The sequence below is a fragment of the Paenibacillus sp. FW104-T2 genome (assembly GCF_058789975.1).
In genome coordinates, this window is record NZ_JBYTCE010000022.1 from 25,623 (window position 1) to 47,216 (window position 21,594).

At 44.8% G+C, this 21,594-nt stretch carries 18 protein-coding genes; 8 read left to right on the forward strand and 10 right to left on the reverse strand.

The window, feature by feature from the left end; translation table 11 throughout:
- Positions 1-7 precede the first annotated feature (7 nt).
- Positions 8-2,842: a DUF8487 domain-containing protein gene (locus AC3WQ3_RS23280; RefSeq protein WP_492473732.1), complete on the reverse strand. Its 2,835-nt coding sequence runs from the start codon at positions 2,840-2,842 to the stop codon at positions 8-10.
- 162 nt (positions 2,843-3,004) lie between these two features.
- Positions 3,005-7,057, reverse strand: coding sequence for an S-layer homology domain-containing protein (locus AC3WQ3_RS23285; RefSeq protein WP_492473733.1), 4,053 nt, complete (start codon positions 7,055-7,057; stop codon positions 3,005-3,007).
- Between the two features lie 236 nt (positions 7,058-7,293).
- Here AC3WQ3_RS23285 and AC3WQ3_RS23290 point away from each other — a divergent pair, with 236 nt between their 5' ends.
- From AC3WQ3_RS23290 to AC3WQ3_RS23300, 3 genes are all read left to right on the forward strand, one after another.
- Positions 7,294-7,425: a hypothetical protein gene (locus tag AC3WQ3_RS23290; protein WP_492473734.1), complete on the forward strand. Its 132-nt coding sequence runs from the start codon at positions 7,294-7,296 to the stop codon at positions 7,423-7,425.
- Positions 7,418-8,053: a TetR/AcrR family transcriptional regulator gene (locus tag AC3WQ3_RS23295; RefSeq protein ID WP_492473735.1), complete on the forward strand. Its 636-nt coding sequence runs from the start codon at positions 7,418-7,420 to the stop codon at positions 8,051-8,053. Before AC3WQ3_RS23290 ends, AC3WQ3_RS23295 begins: the two co-directional genes overlap by 8 nt.
- 272 nt (positions 8,054-8,325) lie before the next feature.
- Positions 8,326-10,092 (forward strand): methyl-accepting chemotaxis protein, encoded by a 1,767-nt coding sequence (locus AC3WQ3_RS23300; protein WP_492473736.1) that lies wholly within the window; start codon positions 8,326-8,328, stop codon positions 10,090-10,092.
- Positions 10,093-10,156: 64 nt separating this feature from the next.
- Here the strand turns inward: AC3WQ3_RS23300 and AC3WQ3_RS23305 are convergent, their stop codons facing one another.
- The 4 genes from AC3WQ3_RS23305 to AC3WQ3_RS23320 form a co-directional block, all read right to left on the reverse strand.
- Positions 10,157-10,780, reverse strand: a complete 624-nt coding sequence (locus AC3WQ3_RS23305) for an ABC-2 transporter permease (RefSeq protein ID WP_336779964.1) — start codon at positions 10,778-10,780, stop codon at positions 10,157-10,159.
- Positions 10,773-11,639 (reverse strand): ABC transporter ATP-binding protein, encoded by an 867-nt coding sequence (locus tag AC3WQ3_RS23310; protein WP_492473737.1) that lies wholly within the window; start codon positions 11,637-11,639, stop codon positions 10,773-10,775. Before AC3WQ3_RS23310 ends, AC3WQ3_RS23305 begins: the two co-directional genes overlap by 8 nt.
- Entirely contained in the window at positions 11,636-12,019 is a 384-nt protein-coding gene (locus AC3WQ3_RS23315) for a GntR family transcriptional regulator (RefSeq protein ID WP_154893703.1), read from the reverse strand. The genes AC3WQ3_RS23310 and AC3WQ3_RS23315 overlap by 4 nt, the downstream gene beginning before the upstream one ends.
- A 188-nt stretch (positions 12,020-12,207) precedes the next feature.
- Positions 12,208-13,614, reverse strand: a complete 1,407-nt coding sequence (locus AC3WQ3_RS23320; protein ID WP_492473738.1) for an outer membrane protein assembly factor BamB family protein — start codon at positions 13,612-13,614, stop codon at positions 12,208-12,210.
- Between the two features lie 263 nt (positions 13,615-13,877).
- Here AC3WQ3_RS23320 and AC3WQ3_RS23325 point away from each other — a divergent pair, with 263 nt between their 5' ends.
- Positions 13,878-14,228, forward strand: coding sequence for an AMP-dependent synthetase and ligase (locus tag AC3WQ3_RS23325; protein ID WP_336779961.1), 351 nt, complete (start codon positions 13,878-13,880; stop codon positions 14,226-14,228).
- Positions 14,229-14,302: 74 nt separating this feature from the next.
- Here AC3WQ3_RS23325 and AC3WQ3_RS23330 read toward each other — a convergent pair whose 3' ends face one another.
- Complete coding sequence (locus tag AC3WQ3_RS23330) at positions 14,303-15,157, reverse strand: manganese catalase family protein (RefSeq protein WP_095287309.1); 855 nt, start codon at positions 15,155-15,157, stop codon at positions 14,303-14,305.
- Between the two features lie 164 nt (positions 15,158-15,321).
- Between AC3WQ3_RS23330 and AC3WQ3_RS23335 the strand changes: the two genes are divergently transcribed.
- From AC3WQ3_RS23335 to AC3WQ3_RS23350, 4 genes are all read left to right on the forward strand, one after another.
- Entirely contained in the window at positions 15,322-15,840 is a 519-nt protein-coding gene (locus AC3WQ3_RS23335) for a DUF3231 family protein (RefSeq protein ID WP_154893271.1), read from the forward strand.
- Between the two features lie 160 nt (positions 15,841-16,000).
- Complete coding sequence (locus AC3WQ3_RS23340; RefSeq protein WP_095287311.1) at positions 16,001-16,840, forward strand: manganese catalase; 840 nt, start codon at positions 16,001-16,003, stop codon at positions 16,838-16,840.
- A gap of 106 nt (positions 16,841-16,946) precedes the next feature.
- On the forward strand, positions 16,947-17,138 hold the full coding sequence (locus tag AC3WQ3_RS23345) for a spore coat protein (protein WP_095287312.1): 192 nt from the start codon (positions 16,947-16,949) through the stop codon (positions 17,136-17,138).
- Between the two features lie 13 nt (positions 17,139-17,151).
- Positions 17,152-17,463: a spore coat protein gene (locus AC3WQ3_RS23350; RefSeq protein WP_492473740.1), complete on the forward strand. Its 312-nt coding sequence runs from the start codon at positions 17,152-17,154 to the stop codon at positions 17,461-17,463.
- 36 nt (positions 17,464-17,499) lie between these two features.
- On the opposite strand, the gene AC3WQ3_RS23355 is transcribed toward AC3WQ3_RS23350, so the two are convergent.
- Genes AC3WQ3_RS23355 through AC3WQ3_RS23365 form a run of 3 tightly spaced genes read right to left on the reverse strand, consistent with a single transcriptional unit; the run spans position 17,500 to position 21,479 of the window.
- Entirely contained in the window at positions 17,500-18,603 is a 1,104-nt protein-coding gene (locus AC3WQ3_RS23355; protein WP_095358228.1) for a GerAB/ArcD/ProY family transporter, read from the reverse strand.
- 37 nt (positions 18,604-18,640) lie between these two features.
- Positions 18,641-19,840, reverse strand: coding sequence for a Ger(x)C family spore germination protein (locus AC3WQ3_RS23360; protein WP_336780245.1), 1,200 nt, complete (start codon positions 19,838-19,840; stop codon positions 18,641-18,643).
- A gap of 22 nt (positions 19,841-19,862) precedes the next feature.
- Positions 19,863-21,479, reverse strand: a complete 1,617-nt coding sequence (locus AC3WQ3_RS23365) for a spore germination protein (protein ID WP_419719977.1) — start codon at positions 21,477-21,479, stop codon at positions 19,863-19,865.
- Positions 21,480-21,594: the final 115 nt, after the last annotated feature.

The window sequence follows — 21,594 nt, forward strand, 5'->3', positions numbered from 1 at the left end:
TTGACGTTTATTTAAACAACCGCTGATTCAATGCATTAGCAGTCATCTCGTGCGTCGGGTGAAAATCATCACTTTCCATATATTGCAGCAGACTGTGAATAAATTGTCGCCCTTCGATCTGACCAAGCAGCTGGTCATAATCCAGCGCCCCAACTAACACTTTGCCGCTGCCTACTTTGCACTCAAATAACAGTCCGAGCTTATGATTACGCTCAAAGTTATCGATCGTTTGCACAATCGGCTGTAAATCAGCCGGAAGGTCGTCCAAAATGATGGAGCTTGAATGGGTGACAATATTCCACCATGGGTAAGTGGAGTGCATCTCGCTCGGGAAATGCTGAAGAGCCGGATGATCATTCTGAATTAGCAAACCAAGCGTACCCACCGGAACAGGTTTATTCATGCTTTCCGAGATGGACCGGAACATGGGATAACACCAGAAATCAGTGCTATATAAGCCCTCAATAGCGTTGCTAACCTGTCCGGGAGAAGCCAGCAGAAGAACTGAGCCTCCCTCTTCCAACCTCTGCAGCGCTGCATCTGTCAGTTCCTTGTACACAGGCGCGTCAGCAAACTGACGATCCTCTTGCTCAGGGTAGACCCAAATGTTATAGGATTTATAAATGTCCGTATTCGATATGGACAACTTTAACGTTACCTGAGTCATATTCTCTACACTCGGCAGAGTTACAAGGATGTTCCCAAGCTTCTGGTAGGGCTTCATGTGATCCTCTGTAATGAGCTGTTCTCCTTCGGATATAACGTTGGTTCCTTGAGTACATTCCCATCGCAACGTCTCACCATTCAGAGGGACCGGACGATAGTAACTCAATTCTACCGAAGCGTTAAATGTCTCACGAGCAGCATAGTTATACTTCTCAAAGCGAGCCAAAAGGACAGCATCCGAGCAGAAGGTTCGCCATTCTTCCGCACTAATTAAACCTTTGGAGTCCATAAATGCGTCCAATATGCCGACAAGGGCCGTCCCTTGTCCGCTAAAGTCCTGCAAATCAAGCAGTTGAAAGCCTGCAAGTCGCTCGGATCGGAAAGCTGCCTCAAGCTCTTCCTTGTAACAGTCTACGGCCAATTGACCTGAGGCACGGAAGAATGATTCAGCGAGATGCCCCATGCCCTTGGCCTGTAATCGTTCTCGAAAGATTTCAAAGTTATGTGCTTTGATTGAGCCTGTATACTTTTCAATCTCCGCAAAATCCGGATACATGGCATACTGTCCAATCTCGTGAGAGACTACAGGAAGATGAGGAATAAGCTCCTTGTCCGTTGCAGCCGCTTTCACGGTTTTGGAGACTGTCCCGTATTGGATTTGAATCTCCTGTTCCTGCGAATGGGAATCCTCTAGTCCAGAGTGCTGCTGAGGGTAGATGTGCTCATCATAATCCTTCATTGTACCAGGCAGATCGGTTTGAACATGACCCAGCGGAGCGTCACACATGGCATAGGAACCTCTGATCAAGCGGTCGCGGGAGAACCGCACACCACTGAAGAAATCTTCTTCCTCCAGAATAACCGGGGTAAACTGAAAATTGTTGGAGCCTTGCGTGTATAGATGACGCTGATCATATGCCTTATAGTCTCTCAGAATAGCACTTAGCTTTTCCTTGCTCCCCCACAACTCATTCCCCAGTGACATCATGACAAATGAAGGATGATTCCCGAAGCTGCGCAGAATGGCGAAGCCTTCCTCAATCAAATAATCCTGTTCTGCCTGGTTATGGTTCGCATCGCTCTCTTCCGTAATCGTTCCCCAAAATGGCAGCTCGGGTTCCATGTAGATTCCCAGCAGATCGGCTGCAACAAATGCTGCTTCAGGTGGACAGCAGGTATGGAAACGATAATGATTAATACCGTAGGATTTCGATATGCCGAGGATTCTCACCCACTCGTTTACGTCCGTTGGTGCATAGCCCGTTAACGGGAAGATCAACCCATCATGCTTGCCGCGCAGAAAGGTTGGCCGATTATTGATTGTAAACTTGTCTCCACTCGCCTTGAAATCCCGCAGTCCAATTACGATGTCACGATCATCAATGATTCTCCCATTCTCTTCGCGCAACGTGACGGCAATCTTATATAAATGAGGTGCATCGTCACTCCATAAGAGCGCTTTATCCCCGAGCGGATAAGAGATACTCATCTCGTTATGATCAACAGGGTACATCCACTCGGCAACTTCATATGCCGCTTCTTCTGGGCCGGAAGTTCGTTCATCAATGGCGAAACTTTTGGCAGACACTGCAATTTGGGTGTTCTGTAGCACTCCATCCAATTTTACCGAAAGCGTTATCGATTTATGCATCGCATCAGTGTAAATTTGCACATCACTCATACGTGCTTCATTGCTGAATTTCAATTCCAGTTTCCCCGTAATGCCGTTCCAGTTGGTCTGTGTATCCTTGGAGGTCATATGCCCGCCTTTGGTTGGGTAGCTCGTGTTGTCCACCTTGATCCTAACGGTATGTGTACCTGCAGAGAGCCCGTCATTCAGAACATACTCATGGGGCGTATTGAGACTGTTTCGTGTACCTAGTGGAATATCATCTATCCAGACCGTTGTAACCCGTGTACGCTCCAAGTGCAGACAGCAATACTTTCCTTCCAATTCCTCCGGAACCTCGAACTCCCGCTCCAGCCAGAGCCATCCCTCGAAAGCGTATTCGTCCGTGAGCGCCCCAACCTCAGCCAGCTCGTTTCTCTTTCCCTTTCTGGCATGGGACGTTGTATTTGGCATGGTAATCGTGTCGTCATACGGAGAATGAATTCCCAGCTTGTTCTCGTCAAGCTGCATTCTCCAGACTCCTTGCAAGTTAATAATGGGTAACATGATTTCAACTCCTAATTATGGGTTAACCGCACTTGTCTATCATTGTATCAGAGAATGGATTACCTATCTGTGAAATTTAAATAGAAGGATCGTTCTGTTACACAAGAAAACCTGACCCCGGGTAAATAACCGTACAGGGTCAGGCTGACTATCAACGAATATTTAGTTTTCGTCCAGAAGACTCAAGATTAATTTGACCGATTCAGCCCGCGTTGCTGTTTGCAATGGTGCAAATCGATTACCGCCTACACCATCAATCAAACCGGCCTCAACCATCGAAGCCACGTACGGCACTGCCCATGCAGGAATCTGATCCCGGTCTTCAAAAGAAAGCGAAGCCGTGGAGCCTTCCGGTGTGCTGCTTGCACGAGCAATCATGGTTACCATTTCAGCGCGGTTCAGTGGTTTATTCGGCTTAAATGAGCCATCCGTGTACCCACTGATAATGCCTGTTGAAGCTGCTTCCACAATGTATGGAGCAGACCAGACTGGAATTTGTTTTGCATCGGTATACGTAGTTGCCGTGCTGCTTGTATTCATTTTCATGGCTCTGCCCAACATGGTAATGAACTCCGCTCGGGTTACTTTTTGATCCGGACGGAAGGTTCCATCGCCATATCCTTGTACAAATCCTGCAGTCAAAGCTTGATCGATGAGCGACTTCGCCCAGTGTCCTTCCGTATCTTTCAGCTGTGGCGGATTTCCATTGCTGCCGCCAACAGTTCCAGTGCCAGGTTGACTAGGATTACTGGTGTCCGGCTTGCTTCCCTGCTCTGTTCCTGGCTGCGTCGTCTCAGAATCTGTTCCAGGTGTTGGGGGAGTGCTTCCAGACCCGCCACTGTTTCCAGAACTGCCACCTGAGCCAGGATTAGATGTACCCGGTCCTGGATTCGGCGTTTCTGTATTCGACTTCTTGATCATTCCAAATTGATCAATAATAAACGGTTTTGCATCATTTATATTCTGATCAATCTCGTACGTTACCGCTGTAAGCTTGTTCCCATCGATGGTGATGCCCACAAAGTTTTGAACCTGCCCGCGTTTCGGACGACGATCGTCCTTTGGATCTGGTCCATACTTTGCAGCATGATTTTCTTCTGCCAACTCAAACAAGCTGTAATACGCATTCCCAAGAACAGGATCTTGATTTTTGTAGTATACTTTCGGTCCAGCTGTTGCTGGAATCAGATAAATGGTACCATCCGGGTTCACGGCGTATTCAATCTTGTTACCATTCAATGTTTCCTTAATCTTGACAGCATCTTTTGCCTTTCCTGTCTTATCAATCGGTTTGGTGCGGGCGTAAATATGATCATGCCCCTGTAACACAAAGTCGATATCCAGTTCTGCCATCAGCGGAGCAATTTTGTTACGTACTCCGTTTGGTCCGATAATATCCGAATCTGTCGCATGATTGGACGTTGTATAAGGACCCTTATGAATATTGACGATGATCCAATCAGCTCCGTTTTTGCGAGCTTCTTTTACATCGTCCTGCAGCCACTGTACCTGTTCTGCTGAGAAATTGTTATACTCTTCTGAATCCTCATTCGAATTCAGCACCACGAAGTGTGCATTACTATAATCGTACGAATAATAAGCCCCTGTCTCTGTCGCCGAGTTCTCCGGTACATCCAGGTTGAAATGATCGATAAAAGCGAAATTTTCATCTTCATGATTCCCCGCCGATGGAACGATGGTTGTATTCAGAAGACTTGATTGAGAATGTCCGAGAAGCCAGTTCCATTGCTCTTCTTTGACACCTTTATCAACAATATCTCCATTGTGCACCACGAATTGTGCATTCGGAATGGTTGCAAGTGCCTTGTCCAGTGTCTCGGAGGAAAGGATCGCTTCATCCTCTTCCTTCGCCTGCGTATCGGCCAGGTCGATAAATGTAAAGGCCCCTGTCTTCGGCGCTGTACGGAACGTGCCCGTCTTGCTCCACGTATTGCTGGAAGCTTCGCCCACTCTGAAGGAATAAAGCGTATCTGGCTTCAGATTCGTTGCTTCCGCTTTGTGTACAAGTTCAGCAGGCGAATTCACGGAGCGGCCGGAACGTCCTTCATAAGAGATTGCACTGGAGAAGTCAGCGATATTTGCTGTTTTTTCTACGACCTGAAGGTCACTTCCTGTGACTTGTTCGGATGTGTACCAGGCAAATCCTTTGCTAGTGGTTGGATCTCCATTAAACGTAACCGTAACCTTGCTCACTTGCTCATCATTGGATTGTGTGTCCTTGGTAATTCCAAATGTATCTACGACAAAAGGTTCAGCATTAAATCGATTCTGATCGATTTCATAAACGATCGCTGTAAGCTTGCCGCCATCAACTGTCAATGAGGTAAAATTCTGCACCTGACCTCTTGCTGCACTCGTTGTATCTCCGTACACACGGGCATGATTCTCTTCTGCTCGTTCAAACAGGCTAAAGTATGCATCGCCCAGTTGAGGTTTCGTATTTTTGAAGTATACTTTGGCCCCTGCCGTACCTGGAATCATGTAAATAGTTCCATCCGGGTTAACGGTGTATTTAATGCTTTGTCCTTGAAATGTTTCTTCTATAGTGGAAACTTCTTCAGCTGTTCCATCCTGCTTGATTGGTTTGGTCCGAGCATAGATGTGATCATGTCCTTGAAGAACAAGATCGATGCCAAGCTCATTCATGAGCGGGGCAATTTTATTTCTAACCCCGTTATCACCAATAATATCACTGTCGGTCGCATGATTGGATGTGGTATACGGTCCTTTGTGGATATTGACGATGATCCACTCAGCTCCAGCAGATTTGGCCTGCTCCACATCCTGCTTCATCCACTCCACTTGTTCGTTTGAGAAGTTCGCATAATCCGTCGAATTTTCATTAGAGTTCAGAACGATAAAATGTGCATTACTATAATCATAGGAATAATAAGCACCTGTGACCGTCGCCGCATTCTCCGGCTGTTTTACATTAAAATGATCGTAGAATGCATAGTTTTTGTTCTCATGATTGCCTGCAGAAGGTACAATTGTCGTTCTCATCAAATCCTCTTGAGAATACCCAAGCAGCCAGTTCCATTCTTGTTCCGAGGTCCCATTCTCAACAACATCACCGTTGTGAACGACAAACTCTGCATTCGGAACGGTTGCTAGTGCCTTCGACAGCGTTTCCGCGGATAAACGGGCCTCTTCCTCATCCTTCGCTTGTGTATCCGTTAAGTCAACAAAGGTAAATGCTCCGTCAATCGGAGCTGTTTTGAACTCCCCAGTTTCACTCCAGAGGCCAAGCCTCTCGTCACCTACGCGATAATAGTATGAAGTGTTCGCATCAAGTCCTGTAGCTATTGCTTTATGAACCCTTTCTCCCGGAGAATTTCTGGAGATGATTGCTTCACCACTGAAGGATTGTGCTGCGTTGAAATCAGGAGCTCTGTCCTGTTTCCGCACCACTTGTACATGGCTTTCTTCTGAACCAAGCGGAGTATACCAAGTAAACCCTTTACTTGATTTGGCGTCACCATGGAACGTCGCTGTGACTTTGCTAATATCGATTGCCGGTGCGTCAGCTAACGCTCTCAGCTCCATATCAAAGTACAGATCCGAGCTTCCATCGCTTTGCTGATGTACCTCCACAGCAATGATATTCTCCCCGTCATGCAGGAGCGTTTGAAGCGGTTCGGTCAGATCCACATCGGTATACATAACCGGCAGATCCTTCGAAGATGTTGCTTTGGTAGAATAGTTAATCTCACCATCAGGCATGCCGAATCTGCGAACTTCCGTGCCATTAACATACAGAACAGCACCGTCGTCAATGCCGAAAGTACCCAGAATTTGACCATAGTTTTGGATTTGTTCCTGGTTAACTGTCAGCGTTGTCCGAAAATATGTAGTCCGGTGTTTCAGATCTTCGTTTCCACCATAGTCCACTTCTGTCTGAAGCGGTCCGAAATATGTCGTTGTTATACCGCTACCATTGTCTTTGTAACCAAAAGGAGCATTGTCTACTGCCCATGTATTGTCTTCATAGACAGCCTGCCATACCGATTTTAAATCCTGACCTTGATCAAAATACTTCCACGTTGAATTTTTGCTAAGCAAGATGTCTGCTTGAGGTTCAACCGTCTCTGCTGCTTTAACTACTGGTGCTGAGCCCAGTCCCCCAAACCATCCTATAACCAGTGCGGTTGATAGCAGGATGGCCAGAACCTTTTTGTACAATGGGTTAATCATCATGTTCTCCTCTCATTTGGCATTAATGTGCATCTAGCACTATTTCATTAAAAATTACTAGATTAGCCAGCTATAGCATACGAGAGGAATATGTTGATTTTTGCATGTTTATGTAAAATAAATGTAAATATATTCATATTTCATGAAACTTCGATCACCAATTTTGCCGGAGATCGTCTGGGATATGCTGCAGGATTAATAGAGGCTATTCTAGCGAAGGGAACATTAATGGACCCATGTTTACTGGATTGCTGTTTGACAAACACATTCATATTCCTTATAGTGTTGGTGCACTTATCCTTGGGCTCGCCCTTGTCCGGACGATGCAAAAAAACCATGTGAAGGAACAGGTTATCTCCTATGACTGAGAACTGGCACCAAAATTTTAAAAACAAAAACCGGGAAGCTCTGATTGCAGCAGCCAAAGAATTATGCATGAAGCAAAGCTTCCTTAATGTGAATATCAAAGATATATGCAGCGAAGCCGGAATAAGCCGGGTTACCTTTTACAAGCACTTTCAATCCATGAACGAACTGATTCTAGCGGTCCAAGTGGAGATTCTGGAGAGTATGACCGGATACGTGAGCAATGCTGCTACACCTGGAATGAGCGGCCAAGAGATGCTTGCTTCCATGCTTGAAGCTTGGGTGAATTTCGCCTCCACTCATCTTGGTTATATCAAATTCGTATTATTATTCGACCTGCATTATGAAGCCTATGATTCAGTCCAAGAATTGAAGGAACAATACACTTTGTTTATCAAACGTAAAAAGGAACAACATTTCCTGTTGGATGCTCTGGAGACCGGATATAATGATGGTACGTTGAAGCCTGATCCAGATCCCCTTAACACAGCCCATTTTATCTTTGTATCCATGATGAGTATGCTGCAGAAAATGAGTCTGGCTTCAGAAGTGGATCACGTTACCATTCAAAGCGATCTGAAATTCGCCAAACGATTCGTTGATATGCTGGTACAGCATTTGAGTAATTGAAAAATGCCATGAACACGGCTATGACCTATCCAACCGGATTAGGTCTTTTTTGTTGTGTCCAGCATCCATTCTCCGTTTTACCTCAGAGGTTCAGATCATTCAGTTTAAACCGGTTGTAGCAGGGTCTTCGCTGTTTTCGAAGCAACTCATCTTCACATATGTAAATATAAATCTAGGACTAATCTTCATTTCTTCCTTTCAATTTACGATAAATAGTATGGGGTTATACGAGTAACCATGTTGTTTTAACTACTTCCAAGGGGGAACAGAACGTGAGACAGACTCGCAAGATCAAGATGGATTTAAGACTCAAACTGTATTTAATCATTCTGGTGCCTTTGCTGGCCATGGGCGGTCTCATCATGTGGACAACCATCGAATCCAGTGAAAATGCATCTGTAATGACCATACAGCATAAGAACCAGCAGCTAGCAGTAAACACCGCCTCCCTGCTGGGCCAGGAATCGGAATTGATCAAGACATTATCCTCTACGGCTTCCGAGGAAAGCGAGGAATACAAAAGTCTTAGAGACGAACTCGTTAAAGTTCGGCTTCAATCGGGAGCCCTCTATGTATATATGTATAACAAAACGCCAGACGGGTGGATTTACACGGTAGATGGAGCTGATTGGGACGATACGGAATACAGCCCTTACGGAACGGCAATGGAATTCAATCCCCAGATTCAGGAACGCTTGCTAAGCGGTGAAGTCGTTACTACAGGCATTGTGGACGATCCAACCTGGGGACAGCTTCTCTCCTCCTTTACTCCAATCAAGGATTCACAAGGTGAAGTAATTAGCTATCTGGGCATTGATATTTCTGCTGCAGCAGTGAATCAAGTATCCGCTGAATCGGTGAATAATGCGTATCGGATCATTATTCCGATTTTTGTGGTTGTATTGATTCTATCGCTTGTCATGATGCTATTGGTGGTAAGAGGCATTCTCAGACAAGTGCGCGATATCAAATCAAGCCTTGAACAGGTCGCGGATGGGAATCTCACAGTGGTATCCAAACATCTGACCAACGATCAGCTCGGTGACATCAGTGATCTGATTAACGTCATGGCTTCGCAACTAACGAACATACTGATGGGAATACAGCAAGGGTCGAATACACTGCAGCAGTCCTCGGCAAATATTGCAGAAACCGCTCAGACAAACCAGCGCCAGACCAAAGAACTCTCCAGAGCAATTGAGGAAATCGCCATAGGCTCCATGAAACAGGCGGAAGAGACAGAACACTCCGTCCAGCATTCGGAGAACCTCGGCAAGATTATGGATGAAGTAGGTTCATACGTGCAGCAGTTCACCCATACTTCTGAGCAGCTATCTGCCGTACAAGTGCAAGTTACACGCGAACATGAAGTTCTGCTTGAAAAGGGGCGGGAGAATGCCAAGCGGGTTGAGCATCAGCAGGAAATTTCCAAGTCTTTAACCACTCAATCAGAGCTCGCTGCTTCCATTAGTGGACAAATTCATAATATCCTGAAACAAACCCAGATTTTATCGCTAAATGCTTCCATCGAGGCTGCCCGCGCTGGTGAGGCAGGTAAAGGTTTTGCCGTCGTTGCTGGTGAAATGGGACAGCTCGCTCAGCAATCTGAACGTTCCATCCAGGAGATTGATGGGATTCTGAGTTCATTTGTTCAAGAAATCCACCGGATGGGCAGTCATTTTGAAGCGAATATGGTAGCAGTCAAAGAGCAGGAAAAACAGATTGCTGATTGCCTTCAGGCGTTCAGACAGGTTAGCCAATTATCGACTGAAGTGCACGAGCTTGCTCAGCGTTTGGAGAACCGCACAATGAATATGCATTCCATTCGTCAGGAAGTGGAACAGCACCTAAGCTATATCGCTTCTGCAACAGAGGAAACTTCGGCCATGGCGGAAGAAGTCACAGCCAGTGCCGAGGAGCAGCAGCGATCCGCGAGCGAACTGTCGGATATCTCTGGTCAGCTTGCCAGCCTAGCAGGCAACCTCAAATCATATTCCGATCAATTTCAGATTGAAGTCACGAAATCCGATCCAAAATAATAAAGAACCCCGTTACCTGATGAATCAGGCGACGGGGTTTTCTTCATATCATTTGATCAAATTCTTATAAATCCTTTCTCGCAAACAAACGAGTGGTTAAAACATAGGATGCACCGAAGATGAGTATTATCCCAATCGATATCATGGCTATTACTTGGCCATCTACGCCCTTCTCACTGACCATATTCATAAGCACAGCAAAAGGCTGCGCCAGAAGAATGAGTGTAACCATGAAAATGGCGTTGATTATTCCGGCTCCTTTTTTACTAAGTGCGTAAAAGAGCGGCATATAGATAGATACCAGCACCATTACCATGCCTATGGAAACCATAATGTCCATGAAGGTATAGCTTGGCTTGTTCAGTTCTGGGAAATTCAAGTTAACCAGCCAGTGAATTCCGAACGAGGCCAGCACGCCAAATAAGGTATATAGGATGGCCGATACATACTTGGCTTGCACGATATTTTTGCGGCTGACTGGCAGGGTAACCAGGAAATTATGATTATGGTTTTTGATATCGATCATGGTTGCCAAGATTACCGAACCAAATGCGGTGTAGATCCCCACAAAATACATCGACATTTCAATATTGGGTATAAAGGCCAAGCTAAACACAACAAGATATAATCCTATAGTCCATAATGAACTTCTTAATGCTATGAAGTCTTTGCGAAGCAGGTTAAGCATGTTTGCGTCCCCCTTTTGCCGTAAAGTAGATCAGATCCTCCAAAGTTGGTCTTTGCAAAAGGGCAAAACTTCCAAATAACCGTGCAGCCTCTTCCCTGTTGTCTGCCAGTGCCTCAAAACCAACAGCTGTCTCGCGAAGTCCGATAAATTGATTCCGGATATCCCCATCTAGCAGCTCCATATCTCCTTTAACGATCGTATACCTCTCAAGCACATCATCTTTTGTTTCGTTAAAAACAAGTTTTCCCTGATTGACGAATGCAATATAGTCCGCTATACGCTCCAGATCCGTCGTGATATGCGTTGAGAAAATAATGGATCTTGTCTCATCCTGTATCAGATCCGAGAGCAGATCCAGAAGTTCTCTTCTGAATACAGGGTCAAGACCGGATGTCGGCTCATCCATAATGAGAAGATCAGCATCGTGTGATAGAGCGATGGCCAGAGAGAACTTGATTTTCATCCCTTTGGACAAATCAGCGATTTTCTTTTTCGGAGACAATTCAAATTGCTCTAGGTAGCCATTGAATTTTTGCTCATTCCACTTCTTATAGAAGGGTGCAATCATTTTTTTCATTTCACGGATCGTCAGATGTTCATAATAAAAGCATTCATCAGATACGACACCAATACGCTGCTTGATGTTTACCTCCTGAGCGGGCATCCGCTGTCCCAGTGTCCTGATCGTACCCGAGTCTGGGTGGATCAAGCCGATGATCATTTTGATCAGGGTGCTTTTCCCCGCCCCATTCGGTCCAATGAGGCCAGTAATATACCCCTGTTTTACATCCAGAGATACATTGTCCACCTTAAATAAGGGATACACCTTGGTTAAATTACGCAGTTCAATTGCATTCATGATGAAGTTTCCTCCTCAGACAACATAGTAAAAAGATGAATCACATCTTGCTCCGTCATACTTAATTCCTTACTTTCCCGAATAATCTCCAGCATTTTCTCTTCCAGCCGTTTCATCCGCTGCTCCCGAATAAAATCCTGATTGGCTCCTGAGACGAAACTGCCCTTGCCTACAACGGAATCAATTAATTTCTCTTTTTCCAGCTCTTCATAGACACGTTTGGTGGTAATCACGCTGACTTGCAGATCCTTGGCGAGCTGCCTGATGGAGGGAAGACTATCCCCGGCAACCAACTCCCCGCTTAAAATACTTTGCCTGATCTGGGTTAATATCTGCATATAGATAGGATCGCTCGAAGCGTTGGATATCAGAATTTTAATGGTCATTCACCTCATTGGTGTTTATTAAGCGCATAGTGTGTATATATAATATATACACTATGCACTCATTCGTCAATCCATATTTGCCTATCTTATAAGACACTTATGCACAGCAAAGAAGGACGAAAAATATCCGTCCCTCTAAGCTCTATTTATTTTCCCTCATAGCACCACTCTTCAATCGCCCACTATTTCAGCGATGCTGGTAGCTTGACGCCAATCAGTTTGCCTTCGGCCTGTACAATAATCATGCTGCCGGTCTTCAGCGTTGCCTCGTGCAAGTCAGCCCCGGTTTTCACACGGAATACAGGCTGGCTTGTCAGCATATTGATTCCAAGCAGTGTTCCGTTACGCTGCGCACGATAGATTCCTTTGCCATATATGCTAACCTGCGACACAGGAGCATCGCCATTCCATTGAACCGCACTGCCGTTTACCAGCTTGACACCCTTTAATTCACTATCTGTAACAGAGTCCCTGTAGATCAGACGTTCCTGAACAACCCCTACCAGCTCGCCACTCACCCCACCAGGAGGCTGAAATGTCCTCGTCGGAGCATCACCATTCTTGTACGTATTCAGATCATATTCAGCAATCTTGCCTGCCTGTTCAATATAGATCTTCCCATCATTAGCCAATATACTCCCTTGGCCGCGCTCATACGGCGGGTCGCCGGACATTTTCCAAGTGAAGTCCATGCTTCCTTTACGTGTCCCTGTCTTGAGATTGAAGGCATTCACCTGTACTTTCCGGTCCGGAACAGATTCATAATCTTGAAGCAGCGGAGTGTAGTAATCGACGGAATACACCAATCCGTTTTTAATTTGAAATGCCTCTCCCTGTCCGAACTCACTCCATAGCTTTTTCCCGGTTTTCTTGTCATAAGCATTCAATTGCACAGAAGTCAGTGCCCCCTGCACGAAGAAGGTTCGCAGCACCACTCCATCCGCTTCCTGCAGATACGATGTACCATTGCCTTCGGCTAATGCTTCATCCACCTTCCACCGCAGCTTGCCTGTCTTCCGATCAAAAGCATACGTGGTGCTTCCTTTGATGACATATAGTGTATCTGCAGTAGGAATTAATGCTTCGGTCCGCTCGCGCGTATCCATCCATGTGGAAGTGCCCGATTGCCATACAGCCTTTCCTGTCTTGGCATTTACCGCATATGGCTTATGGCTGGAGGTTAGACCATACAGAACGCCATTGTCATAAACCATGCTCGGGGTCAGATCTTTACCAAATGTCCAGAGCTGTTTGCCCGTTGCTGCATCCAAGGCGATCAGCTTGCGATTAGAAAAGGCAAATACTTTACCGTCTTCTGCAACAGCCTGTTGTCCTTGAAAGCTTTCATTCTGATTCGTATAAGAGTCTACCTTCACTGTCCAGGAAGGTTTAAGTTCAGGTACCGTTAATTTGGAATATGAATTCCAATCGTAGATGGAGATATCCGCTTTCTCCGCCAGTGCCTGAGAAGGCATCGCGGCGTACCCTCCGCTAACAGCGATCATAGCAGCAGTCAGCCCTGTAAGGGTGCGAACGTAGGGGTGATATTTACGTTTCTCCGTTTGTGGTTTAGTCTGCTTGTTCGGCATGGAAATCCTCCTTCATGTTCATGTAAGCTCTTAAATCTACTAAATCTTGATTGCGTAAAAAGTAAACATTTGGAACGAATCTAGTATACAAGAGGATTAATCTGGGAGCAATTAACAAATTATATCTAGTCTGTATTTTGTTCAACTTGGATCATCCTCAAGTAACGTTTAGCTCCCTTTTTCTTAGTAAATCATGAATATTTCACCAAACTGATTTGCATACTACTTCAAGTAATCCAAATGACATTTAGGAGGCTACTCACTTGAATCAATTTTCACAGTCCCAACAAATTAGCCAACTGGCTCAGCAGCTCACGCAGCAAACACAGCAAGCTTCCATGCAGTATCAACAACTGCTGAGACAGGAGCAGAGCAATGCTCAGCAGCTCGAACAACTGGCTCAACGCGAGCAGCAAGCGGCTCATATGATTCAAACAGCACTTCAAGGACACCAAACAGCTATCCAGCAATTGCAGCAAATCGCCAATCTCGCTCAACAGCTCGTGAGCACGACTTCTCAACATGTTTCATACTTAGAACAACCTTATAACAACCCGAATGTCGGTATTACTGGGCAAACGTTCGGACAGTTTCCAAACCAGCATCGTCAATAACATATGTATAAAAAAAAGGAACCCATGGATATGGGCTCTTTTTTTTGGAGCTATTATTTCATGTAAGGAAGTGCTCAGGCATTCAAGTCATGCAGGCCCGGACTATGCTCATTAGGAAGTTCCGGCATATATGGGAGCGGGAATCCCTGCGGAGGGTCAGTAACTTTCAGTTCGCCGCCATTACGACTAGGTGATTGGCCGCTATATATTTCAGCAATCCGGGTATTGTCCAACCGGAAGTTAAACTGGGCATTATGGAAGCCGAGGTCAACGTATTTCTGGCATTCCGGGTATTTGTTGATATCGTAGTTCGGCACTGGAAACACTTTTCCCCAATTCACACCCAACGTTTCGAGGGCCTTCGCGAATGCATTTTGATGTGCATTATCACGAACGATCAGGAAACCCAACGTTTCACGAAACGCTTTGTTTGTACTCATTTCATAGATTCTTGTTTTTTGTAATACTCCCGTCGATTCCAATACAACGTTGTCAAGCAAATTGCTGACCAGATTGCCATGATCGTAGACGTAATTCCCAAGCCATGGGTTACCAGCTGCATCTACAGGCAGAGAACTCTGAGCCCCCATAATATAATGATGCGGATTCGCATGCTTGATGGCTTCGTCGAGTGGAGCTCCGTCCAGGCCGGCATCGCCTGCCCCCTCCGCTCCTGCTCCGGTCAATAATTGATTTATCGTTTGTTGTACCAATTCGATGTGGCTTAATTCCTCCAGAAACACACCACGAAGCAGGTCTCTGTATTGTGTTGCTTTTCCGCGGAAGTTGCTGCTCTGGAAGAAAAACTGCATCATCGTACGCATTTCTCCAAATTGCCCGCCCAATGTTTCCTGTAACACTTTAGCTGCGGCCGGATCCGGCTTATCCGGAACAATCATATTAATCAGATCTTCTCTATAAAAAAACATGCTCGTCCTCCATTCAAGTAAATTACGGCCTTAGTTTCTGCCTTCTTCCTGGATTTATGTGAAAGCAAGCTCAACCAATGATTGGATTCGAAGCAAGAATATAATTCTTTTATTAAGGAGAACCTAACCTGGTAAAACGACTGAATATTTGGAGGGATACGATAATGGGTATTTTAAGTGGCAATCCCAAAGATGAACCTATGCACTACGGAGAAATCTTTAGCGTGTGGCAATGCTCCATGATGGCAAAAGGCTCCATTTCCTGTTACCAGGCGTACATGAACCATGCCGGAGATAAGGATCTGAAAAAAATCCTAGATGACCTGCTGGATCAGGCCAAACTGGAAATCAAAGAGTGCGATGCTTTGTTAACCGAGAATGGCATTGCTCCAGCTCCAATGCTGCCCGAAAGACCTCCTGTCAAATTGGAAGATATCCCCGCAGGCGCAAGGTTCACTGATCCTGAAATCGCAGCCAAAATCGCAGCAGACACCTCGTTGGGTCTGGTTGCAGCAAGCCAGGTTATGGGACAATCCATCCGAGAAGATATCGGTGCATTATTCGCCAAATATCACGTAACCAAGACGGCACTAGGTGTGCGCATTTTGCAATTGGTCAAAGAAAAAGGCTGGCTTGTTCCTCCTCCTCTGCAAATCAAAAGACCAGATTCGGACAAAGCCTAAGCAGAGGCTAATTTTAGGAACATTTAATGCCCATTCAAGACAAAGAAGGAGCAGCGTGCTGCTCCTTCTTTGTCTTTTTTTGTGTTTCCTTTTGTTTAAATTTAATTGGACAGGTTATATAGATTTAGAATTAATCAACCATACCAATGGAGGGATTCACATGTTCAGACACCAGAAGGAATTACAATTTGAAGTAAAAGTAGATCGCCCGGATCCCGTATTCGCCCGTCAGGTCCAGGAAGTATTGGGAGGACAATTCGGGGAAATGACCGTAATGATGCAGTACCTCTTTCAAGGATTTAATTGTCGTGGCGAAGAAAAATATAAAGATATGCTGATGGATATCGGCACAGAGGAAATCGGCCACGTTGAAATGCTCTGTGCTTTGATTAGCCAGCTGCTGGATGGCGCCACACCTGCTGAACAGCAAAAAGCAGCTGAGGACCCTGTTACGGCTGCCATTATGGGAGGCATCAATCCTCAACATCTGCTGGTGAGTGGACTGGGCGGCTTACCTACGAACTCTACCGGCGTCCCTTGGAACGGTTCGTATATTGTGGCAAGCGGCAACCTTCTTGCAGACATGAGATCCAACCTTCACGCCGAAAGTCAGGGCCGTCTCCAGGTTGCAAGACTCTATCACATGACTACCGATGAAGGCGTTCGGGCTACATTCCGCAAAATGTTGGCACGTGACCGTTACCACCAGTATCAGTGGATGGCTGCCATTCAGGAATTGGAGGAAAAGAACGGCGTCGTTGTTCCTGCTTCCTTCCCACCCGAGGCCGAGCAGGAATCTCAACCTGAAGCCTATGAGTTCTGGAATCTTTCCGAAGGTACAGAATCCAGTGAAGGTTTGTGGGCGAAAGGAAGTGCTCCAGATGGTACTGGGGATTTTGTGTACGTATCCAACCCGGTTCCAAAAGGACAAGTCTACGAGCCTGTCATTCCTGCCACAGAACTTCATCACGACCTCGATGGGAAAGCGAGCGATAAGTAATCGTTAACCCATTGAAATATTCATTATATTTATCATTTCATTTACGTTTCTGCTCTATTATTTTGGGTACTAATCAATAGACAACGATATCTGGAGGTGTTTCACGATGGCGACGAAGGAACTTGCTGTCCACGAGAAACTTGAAATTCATGAACTGCTAACGCTCAAAACATCATGTGCTACCAAAGCGGTTACCATGCTGGAGCTGGTCCAAGACGAGAAACTAAAATCCTTGATTGAAGACGATCTGAACAATTCTTCCCAAGCGATTGAAGAGTTGAAATCCCTATTGAAATAAGGAGGATCTTATTATGTCTACAACGATGACCAAAGAAATGCTGGTAAAGGCCATCAAGCCAATGGATGATCTTGCGATTGCTACCGATATGCTTCTGTCCGCCAAGTCAGCCGTACGCACTTACGCGATTGCTCTTACCGAAACGGCAACACCTCGAGTTCGAAAAGTGCTGAAGGCCCAACTGGACACTGCAATTGATACGCATCAAAAAATCGCCGATTATATGATCAAAAACGAAATGTATCATCCTTACAACATCGAAGAACAAGTCGAGCATGATTTGGAAAAGTCGGATAATGCTTTAAAATTGGTGAATTCTAACTAAATGTTACTTTTCCCATCAAAAAAACGACTCTGTTTTTCACGGAGTCGTTTTTTTGTTCGTTCTTTTTTTTAGTAAGATAACTACAAATAACAATATCGGAAGGAAAATTTGGAATACAGGAGAAGAATAATTCAATGTAACCCCCCGACCGACTTCTATATGTTCAGTATAAGTCGGTGACAAGAATGACAAACCACATAGAAGGATCCCTACCGCAAATACCCACTTCTTGTAATTGACTCCTGTTACTCTTTCAAGACCTATAACAGCACCATGAAAGAAGGCGGCAATTTTAATGCCTAACCCTAAAAATAGAAGCAAAGTAAACAGAGCATCCATCCGCTCGAACACCTCAGTCAATTCAATCATTTGAACCGTTTCGAGGAGTGGCAGAGTACTATACGCAGCAATCTTAGTGCCTAGCACAAAAATAATAAGTTGATTAATAAAAGTTAGAGCAAGTGCAGTTACGATATAAGCAGTGATCACGACTTTATTAAAATTTCTTCCTTTACGAGCATATGGATAAAAAACCAGAAATAAAACAACCTGTCCGAATGGAAAGGAAATGATTTCAGGAAATGCAGCTTTGAAAATGGGATTCCATCCATTCTCCAAAACAGGTAATATCAGTTCCGCGTGAAAAATGCCTGTTGAAGGAATCAAAATGCTGATCAAGGTATATCCCAACAGCATCATAGGAAACAAAATCATACACATTAAAAACAGGACACGGTATCCGTATCGTACAGTATTGGAGACCACCAGGATGGTGATCACGGTGATAAGCCACATTGGTGTTCTGTTTAGCAGCGTCAATACGGTGACTTCACTTAAGTCACGTAAGTTTCGGGAAGCCTCATAAGCAAAATAACCCACAAACATCAAGTTAAGTATGGTTCCCATGATTTTACCCATATAACGACGAAACAACAGAAACAAATCCAATTCAGGTTCCTGATGATGAATTCCCAAATGAATAAGTAACAGTAACAACCCGGCTAGAGCCCCTGCAAGCATGGCTAACCACGCATCCTGTTTGGCTTCCCCACCCATTAAAAATAAAGTTGTACTTCCAACTTCAAATAGGGAAAGACAAACAGCCAGTTCCGATATGCGAAGAGAATTAGCTGTGGTCATTATTCTTCATCTCCTTGAGTGAGTTTACACCTTTTCCTTATTCGGATCCAAGCAATTTGCTAAAAGAGTCCTGAAGTAATCCTGTTCTTCTCACGCTAACATCCACATTGATATTAATGTCCATGTTTCTAATTTCTTCTGGCCAGGATTCTTTTAGGGACTTCCACTCTTTGGGTTGATGCTGATGAATTTTGTTCCCAATCCCCAAGAGGTCCACTTTTAGTTGCTGAGTTGCCTTCCACCCTTCCATCATCTGTGCTTCGATCAACTGTTCAGCCTGATGCTGTAACTCATTGATACTTTCTGTAGATGAGATTTTTTTCGGGGAAGTGCTCTCTTCCAGCTCTCCGCTCACTTTCGCATCTACACGAATGGTATAATGGAAGCCCGTCTTGATCGGCTTTGTCTTTACAGTTGCTTTTCGAACAAGAAATGAGTTGATTTCCCCATTTTCACCTACATATCTAAGATTCGTCCTTTTGACCTGATCCGTTAGCCAAGCTACCCCCAAGCTTTCACTTTGGCTTAGCTTTCCAATTTTCTTGTCCTTAGAGAAAACGCTCAACCCCTCCAGTCTTAGTTTGGCTGGTGATGAAGTCTCTTTAAAAACATCTATATTTTCAATTTTTTTATGATCTTGACCTTTGACGGTAACGATGGGTATCCCTGCCGCTCCGCTGTCAGAAGAGATTTTCATAGCAAATTCGTGTAAGTTAACTAGAGGATAGTACGATCCCCGCTCATGATTTCGTTGTAAGATATCGGAAAGGGCACGACCTGGGTTCTTTTCCGGTGGAACCATTTTATTCAGATAATCCCTTGCTTCCCCATCTGCGACTAGCATCTTTACGGTTTCGCGGGGTTCGATATTACGATAGTAATTATCAAGAATTTCCGCAATTCCCTGTTCTGCTGCTTCTTCCCCAATTACTAACACGTTGGTATGTGCAAAATACAACTTTTTAGGATTTTCTACACTGCTTTTTGCAACAGCTTCTCTGATCGTTTTTCCTTGAGAAGTAAAGGTGGTCACGGTAGACTGAGAGCCTCCCCCTGAGGATCCGCTTGTACTGCTCGCTGGTGGTACAATAACCTGATAAGTGATGTTCCATTTTCCGTTTTGTTTGTCAAAACCCGTTGCTGATGTAATGCCTAGATCGTTCATTTCAGTCCGATTACCACAACCTCCAAGTAAAGTTACCCACATAAGCGCTAAAAACATGTGTCGTCTATTCATAGGAATCACATAAACTGCTCCTTTACTCGCTATCATCAGATTGGTTTATACTGCTTATGGCATTGTCTGAACCTGCCGGATATTGATGCGGAGCTTGCCTTGTTTTATTTGAATCCGCTTTTTCAGCCGGTCTTGTCTTCATCGCCCACCAAGGTACCCGCAAGATCAGATCCTTCATGTTTGACTTGTAAAATGGACCGAATGGCATTAAGTAATCCACGCCGAATGACTTTAGTGACACCAAATGAGCCAACAGAGGCACTGCACCTGCCAATATGCCGAACAAACCAAGGGTACCTGCCAGCACCATAAATGGAAAACGCATTAACCTGACTGCTGTTGCCATGCTGAAATATGGAATAACAAAGTTCGATATGGCCGTGAAGGATACCACAATAACCATCGCTCCCGAAACCAGCCCAGCTTCTACTGCAGCTTGACCTATAACCAATGCACCGACAATGGAGATCGCCGGTCCTATTGCTCGCGGCATCCGAACTCCAGCCTCACGAATAACCTCAAATGTAATTTCCATAAGCAAGGCTTCAAGTAACGCAGGAAAAGGGACACCTTCCCGCTGAGCTGCCAGAGTGATTAATAATGTGGTGGGTATCATTTCTTGCTGGAACGTAGTTAAAGCAATGAAAGTAGATGGCAGCAATAAAGAGACTAGAAAAGACAAGAAACGAATGGTTCTCAAAAAAGTGGAGATATCATAACGCTGGTAGTAATCTTCTGTGGTCTGAAAAAAGTTGAAAAAGGTGACTGGAGCAACCAGGGCAAAGGGGGTTCCATCAATTAGAATGGCAACTTGTCCGTCCAGCAAACTACCAGCAACGGTATCTGGTCGTTCCGTGTTAAGCATGGTTGGGAAAGGTGTTAGAGGCGCATCCTGAATGAATTCTTCGATGTATCCACTCTCCAATATGCTGTCTGTATGAATTGAACGGAGTCTTTTATTGACTTCATCTACCACTTCCGGTTTGGCAATCCCCTGGATATAGGCCACAGCTACCGAGGTTTGGGTATATTCACCAATATTGTGTTTAAAAAACTTCAGATCCGGTGACCGTATCTTTCGTCGAATCAAAGTAATATTCGTAGCAAGCTCTTCTGTAAAGCCCTCTTTTGGTCCCCTAACGACCGTCTGGGAAGTAGGCTCCTCTACTGATCTTCGTTCCCCTCCGGAAACAGATACAGCTATGACATGTTCAATCCCTTCAACAAGAATGATCAGATGTCCGGTTAATACCGCTTGATACACTTCCTCGAGGGATTCTATTCTTTCGATATTTCCTGAAGGCAGGCTTAATTCGAGGGACAGATCGGGAACTTCTTCTTCACATTGTGGAGAAGTGTTGACTATTTGAATGACTTTCTCCATGAGTTCTCCTACAAGCGATGGGTCTGTCAATCCTTCAAGATAACAGACAGCCAGCGAAGTATGACTTGGCACAGGATTAGGAAAATCACGAGCGACAAAATCGGGACTACTCTCAAACGCCTTTTTAATCAATTCAAATTTACTTTGAAGAGATGGGCCCAATTTTACTGGTTGTTTTGTTTGTCTCTGTTGTTCTTCCCCTTTGTTCTGCGGTTGTGATTGAAATACTCTTTTCATCCAGCGGAACAGCATCATCTCACCTCCTTTATTTTCCGTTTAATATGGATCATTTCCTTAAAGATTATGCCAAAATCTAGACGTTGTCCTATTTAAGTAATCCCTGGAATAAGCTGATAAAGTACATGAAAGG

What these genes read in the sequence shown, in the direction of transcription:
- AC3WQ3_RS23335 (WP_154893271.1), top strand. Translation starts at nt 15,322, where the DNA reads ATGGGTATTTTAAGTGGCAATCCCAAAGATGAACCTATGCACTACGGA.
- AC3WQ3_RS23295 (WP_492473735.1), top strand. Translation starts at nt 7,418, where the DNA reads ATGACTGAGAACTGGCACCAAAATTTTAAAAACAAAAACCGGGAAGCT.
- AC3WQ3_RS23280 (WP_492473732.1), bottom strand. Translation starts at nt 2,842, where the DNA reads ATGTTACCCATTATTAACTTGCAAGGAGTCTGGAGAATGCAGCTTGAC.
- AC3WQ3_RS23365 (WP_419719977.1), bottom strand. Translation starts at nt 21,479, where the DNA reads ATGATGCTGTTCCGCTGGATGAAAAGAGTATTTCAATCACAACCGCAG.
- AC3WQ3_RS23350 (WP_492473740.1), top strand. Translation starts at nt 17,152, where the DNA reads ATGTCTACAACGATGACCAAAGAAATGCTGGTAAAGGCCATCAAGCCA.
- AC3WQ3_RS23340 (WP_095287311.1), top strand. Translation starts at nt 16,001, where the DNA reads ATGTTCAGACACCAGAAGGAATTACAATTTGAAGTAAAAGTAGATCGC.
- AC3WQ3_RS23330 (WP_095287309.1), bottom strand. Translation starts at nt 15,157, where the DNA reads ATGTTTTTTTATAGAGAAGATCTGATTAATATGATTGTTCCGGATAAG.
- AC3WQ3_RS23355 (WP_095358228.1), bottom strand. Translation starts at nt 18,603, where the DNA reads ATGACCACAGCTAATTCTCTTCGCATATCGGAACTGGCTGTTTGTCTT.
- AC3WQ3_RS23345 (WP_095287312.1), top strand. Translation starts at nt 16,947, where the DNA reads ATGGCGACGAAGGAACTTGCTGTCCACGAGAAACTTGAAATTCATGAA.
- AC3WQ3_RS23290 (WP_492473734.1), top strand. Translation starts at nt 7,294, where the DNA reads ATGTTTACTGGATTGCTGTTTGACAAACACATTCATATTCCTTATAGT.
- AC3WQ3_RS23305 (WP_336779964.1), bottom strand. Translation starts at nt 10,780, where the DNA reads ATGCTTAACCTGCTTCGCAAAGACTTCATAGCATTAAGAAGTTCATTA.
- AC3WQ3_RS23310 (WP_492473737.1), bottom strand. Translation starts at nt 11,639, where the DNA reads ATGAATGCAATTGAACTGCGTAATTTAACCAAGGTGTATCCCTTATTT.
- AC3WQ3_RS23360 (WP_336780245.1), bottom strand. Translation starts at nt 19,840, where the DNA reads ATGAATAGACGACACATGTTTTTAGCGCTTATGTGGGTAACTTTACTT.
- AC3WQ3_RS23285 (WP_492473733.1), bottom strand. Translation starts at nt 7,057, where the DNA reads ATGATTAACCCATTGTACAAAAAGGTTCTGGCCATCCTGCTATCAACC.
- AC3WQ3_RS23320 (WP_492473738.1), bottom strand. Translation starts at nt 13,614, where the DNA reads ATGCCGAACAAGCAGACTAAACCACAAACGGAGAAACGTAAATATCAC.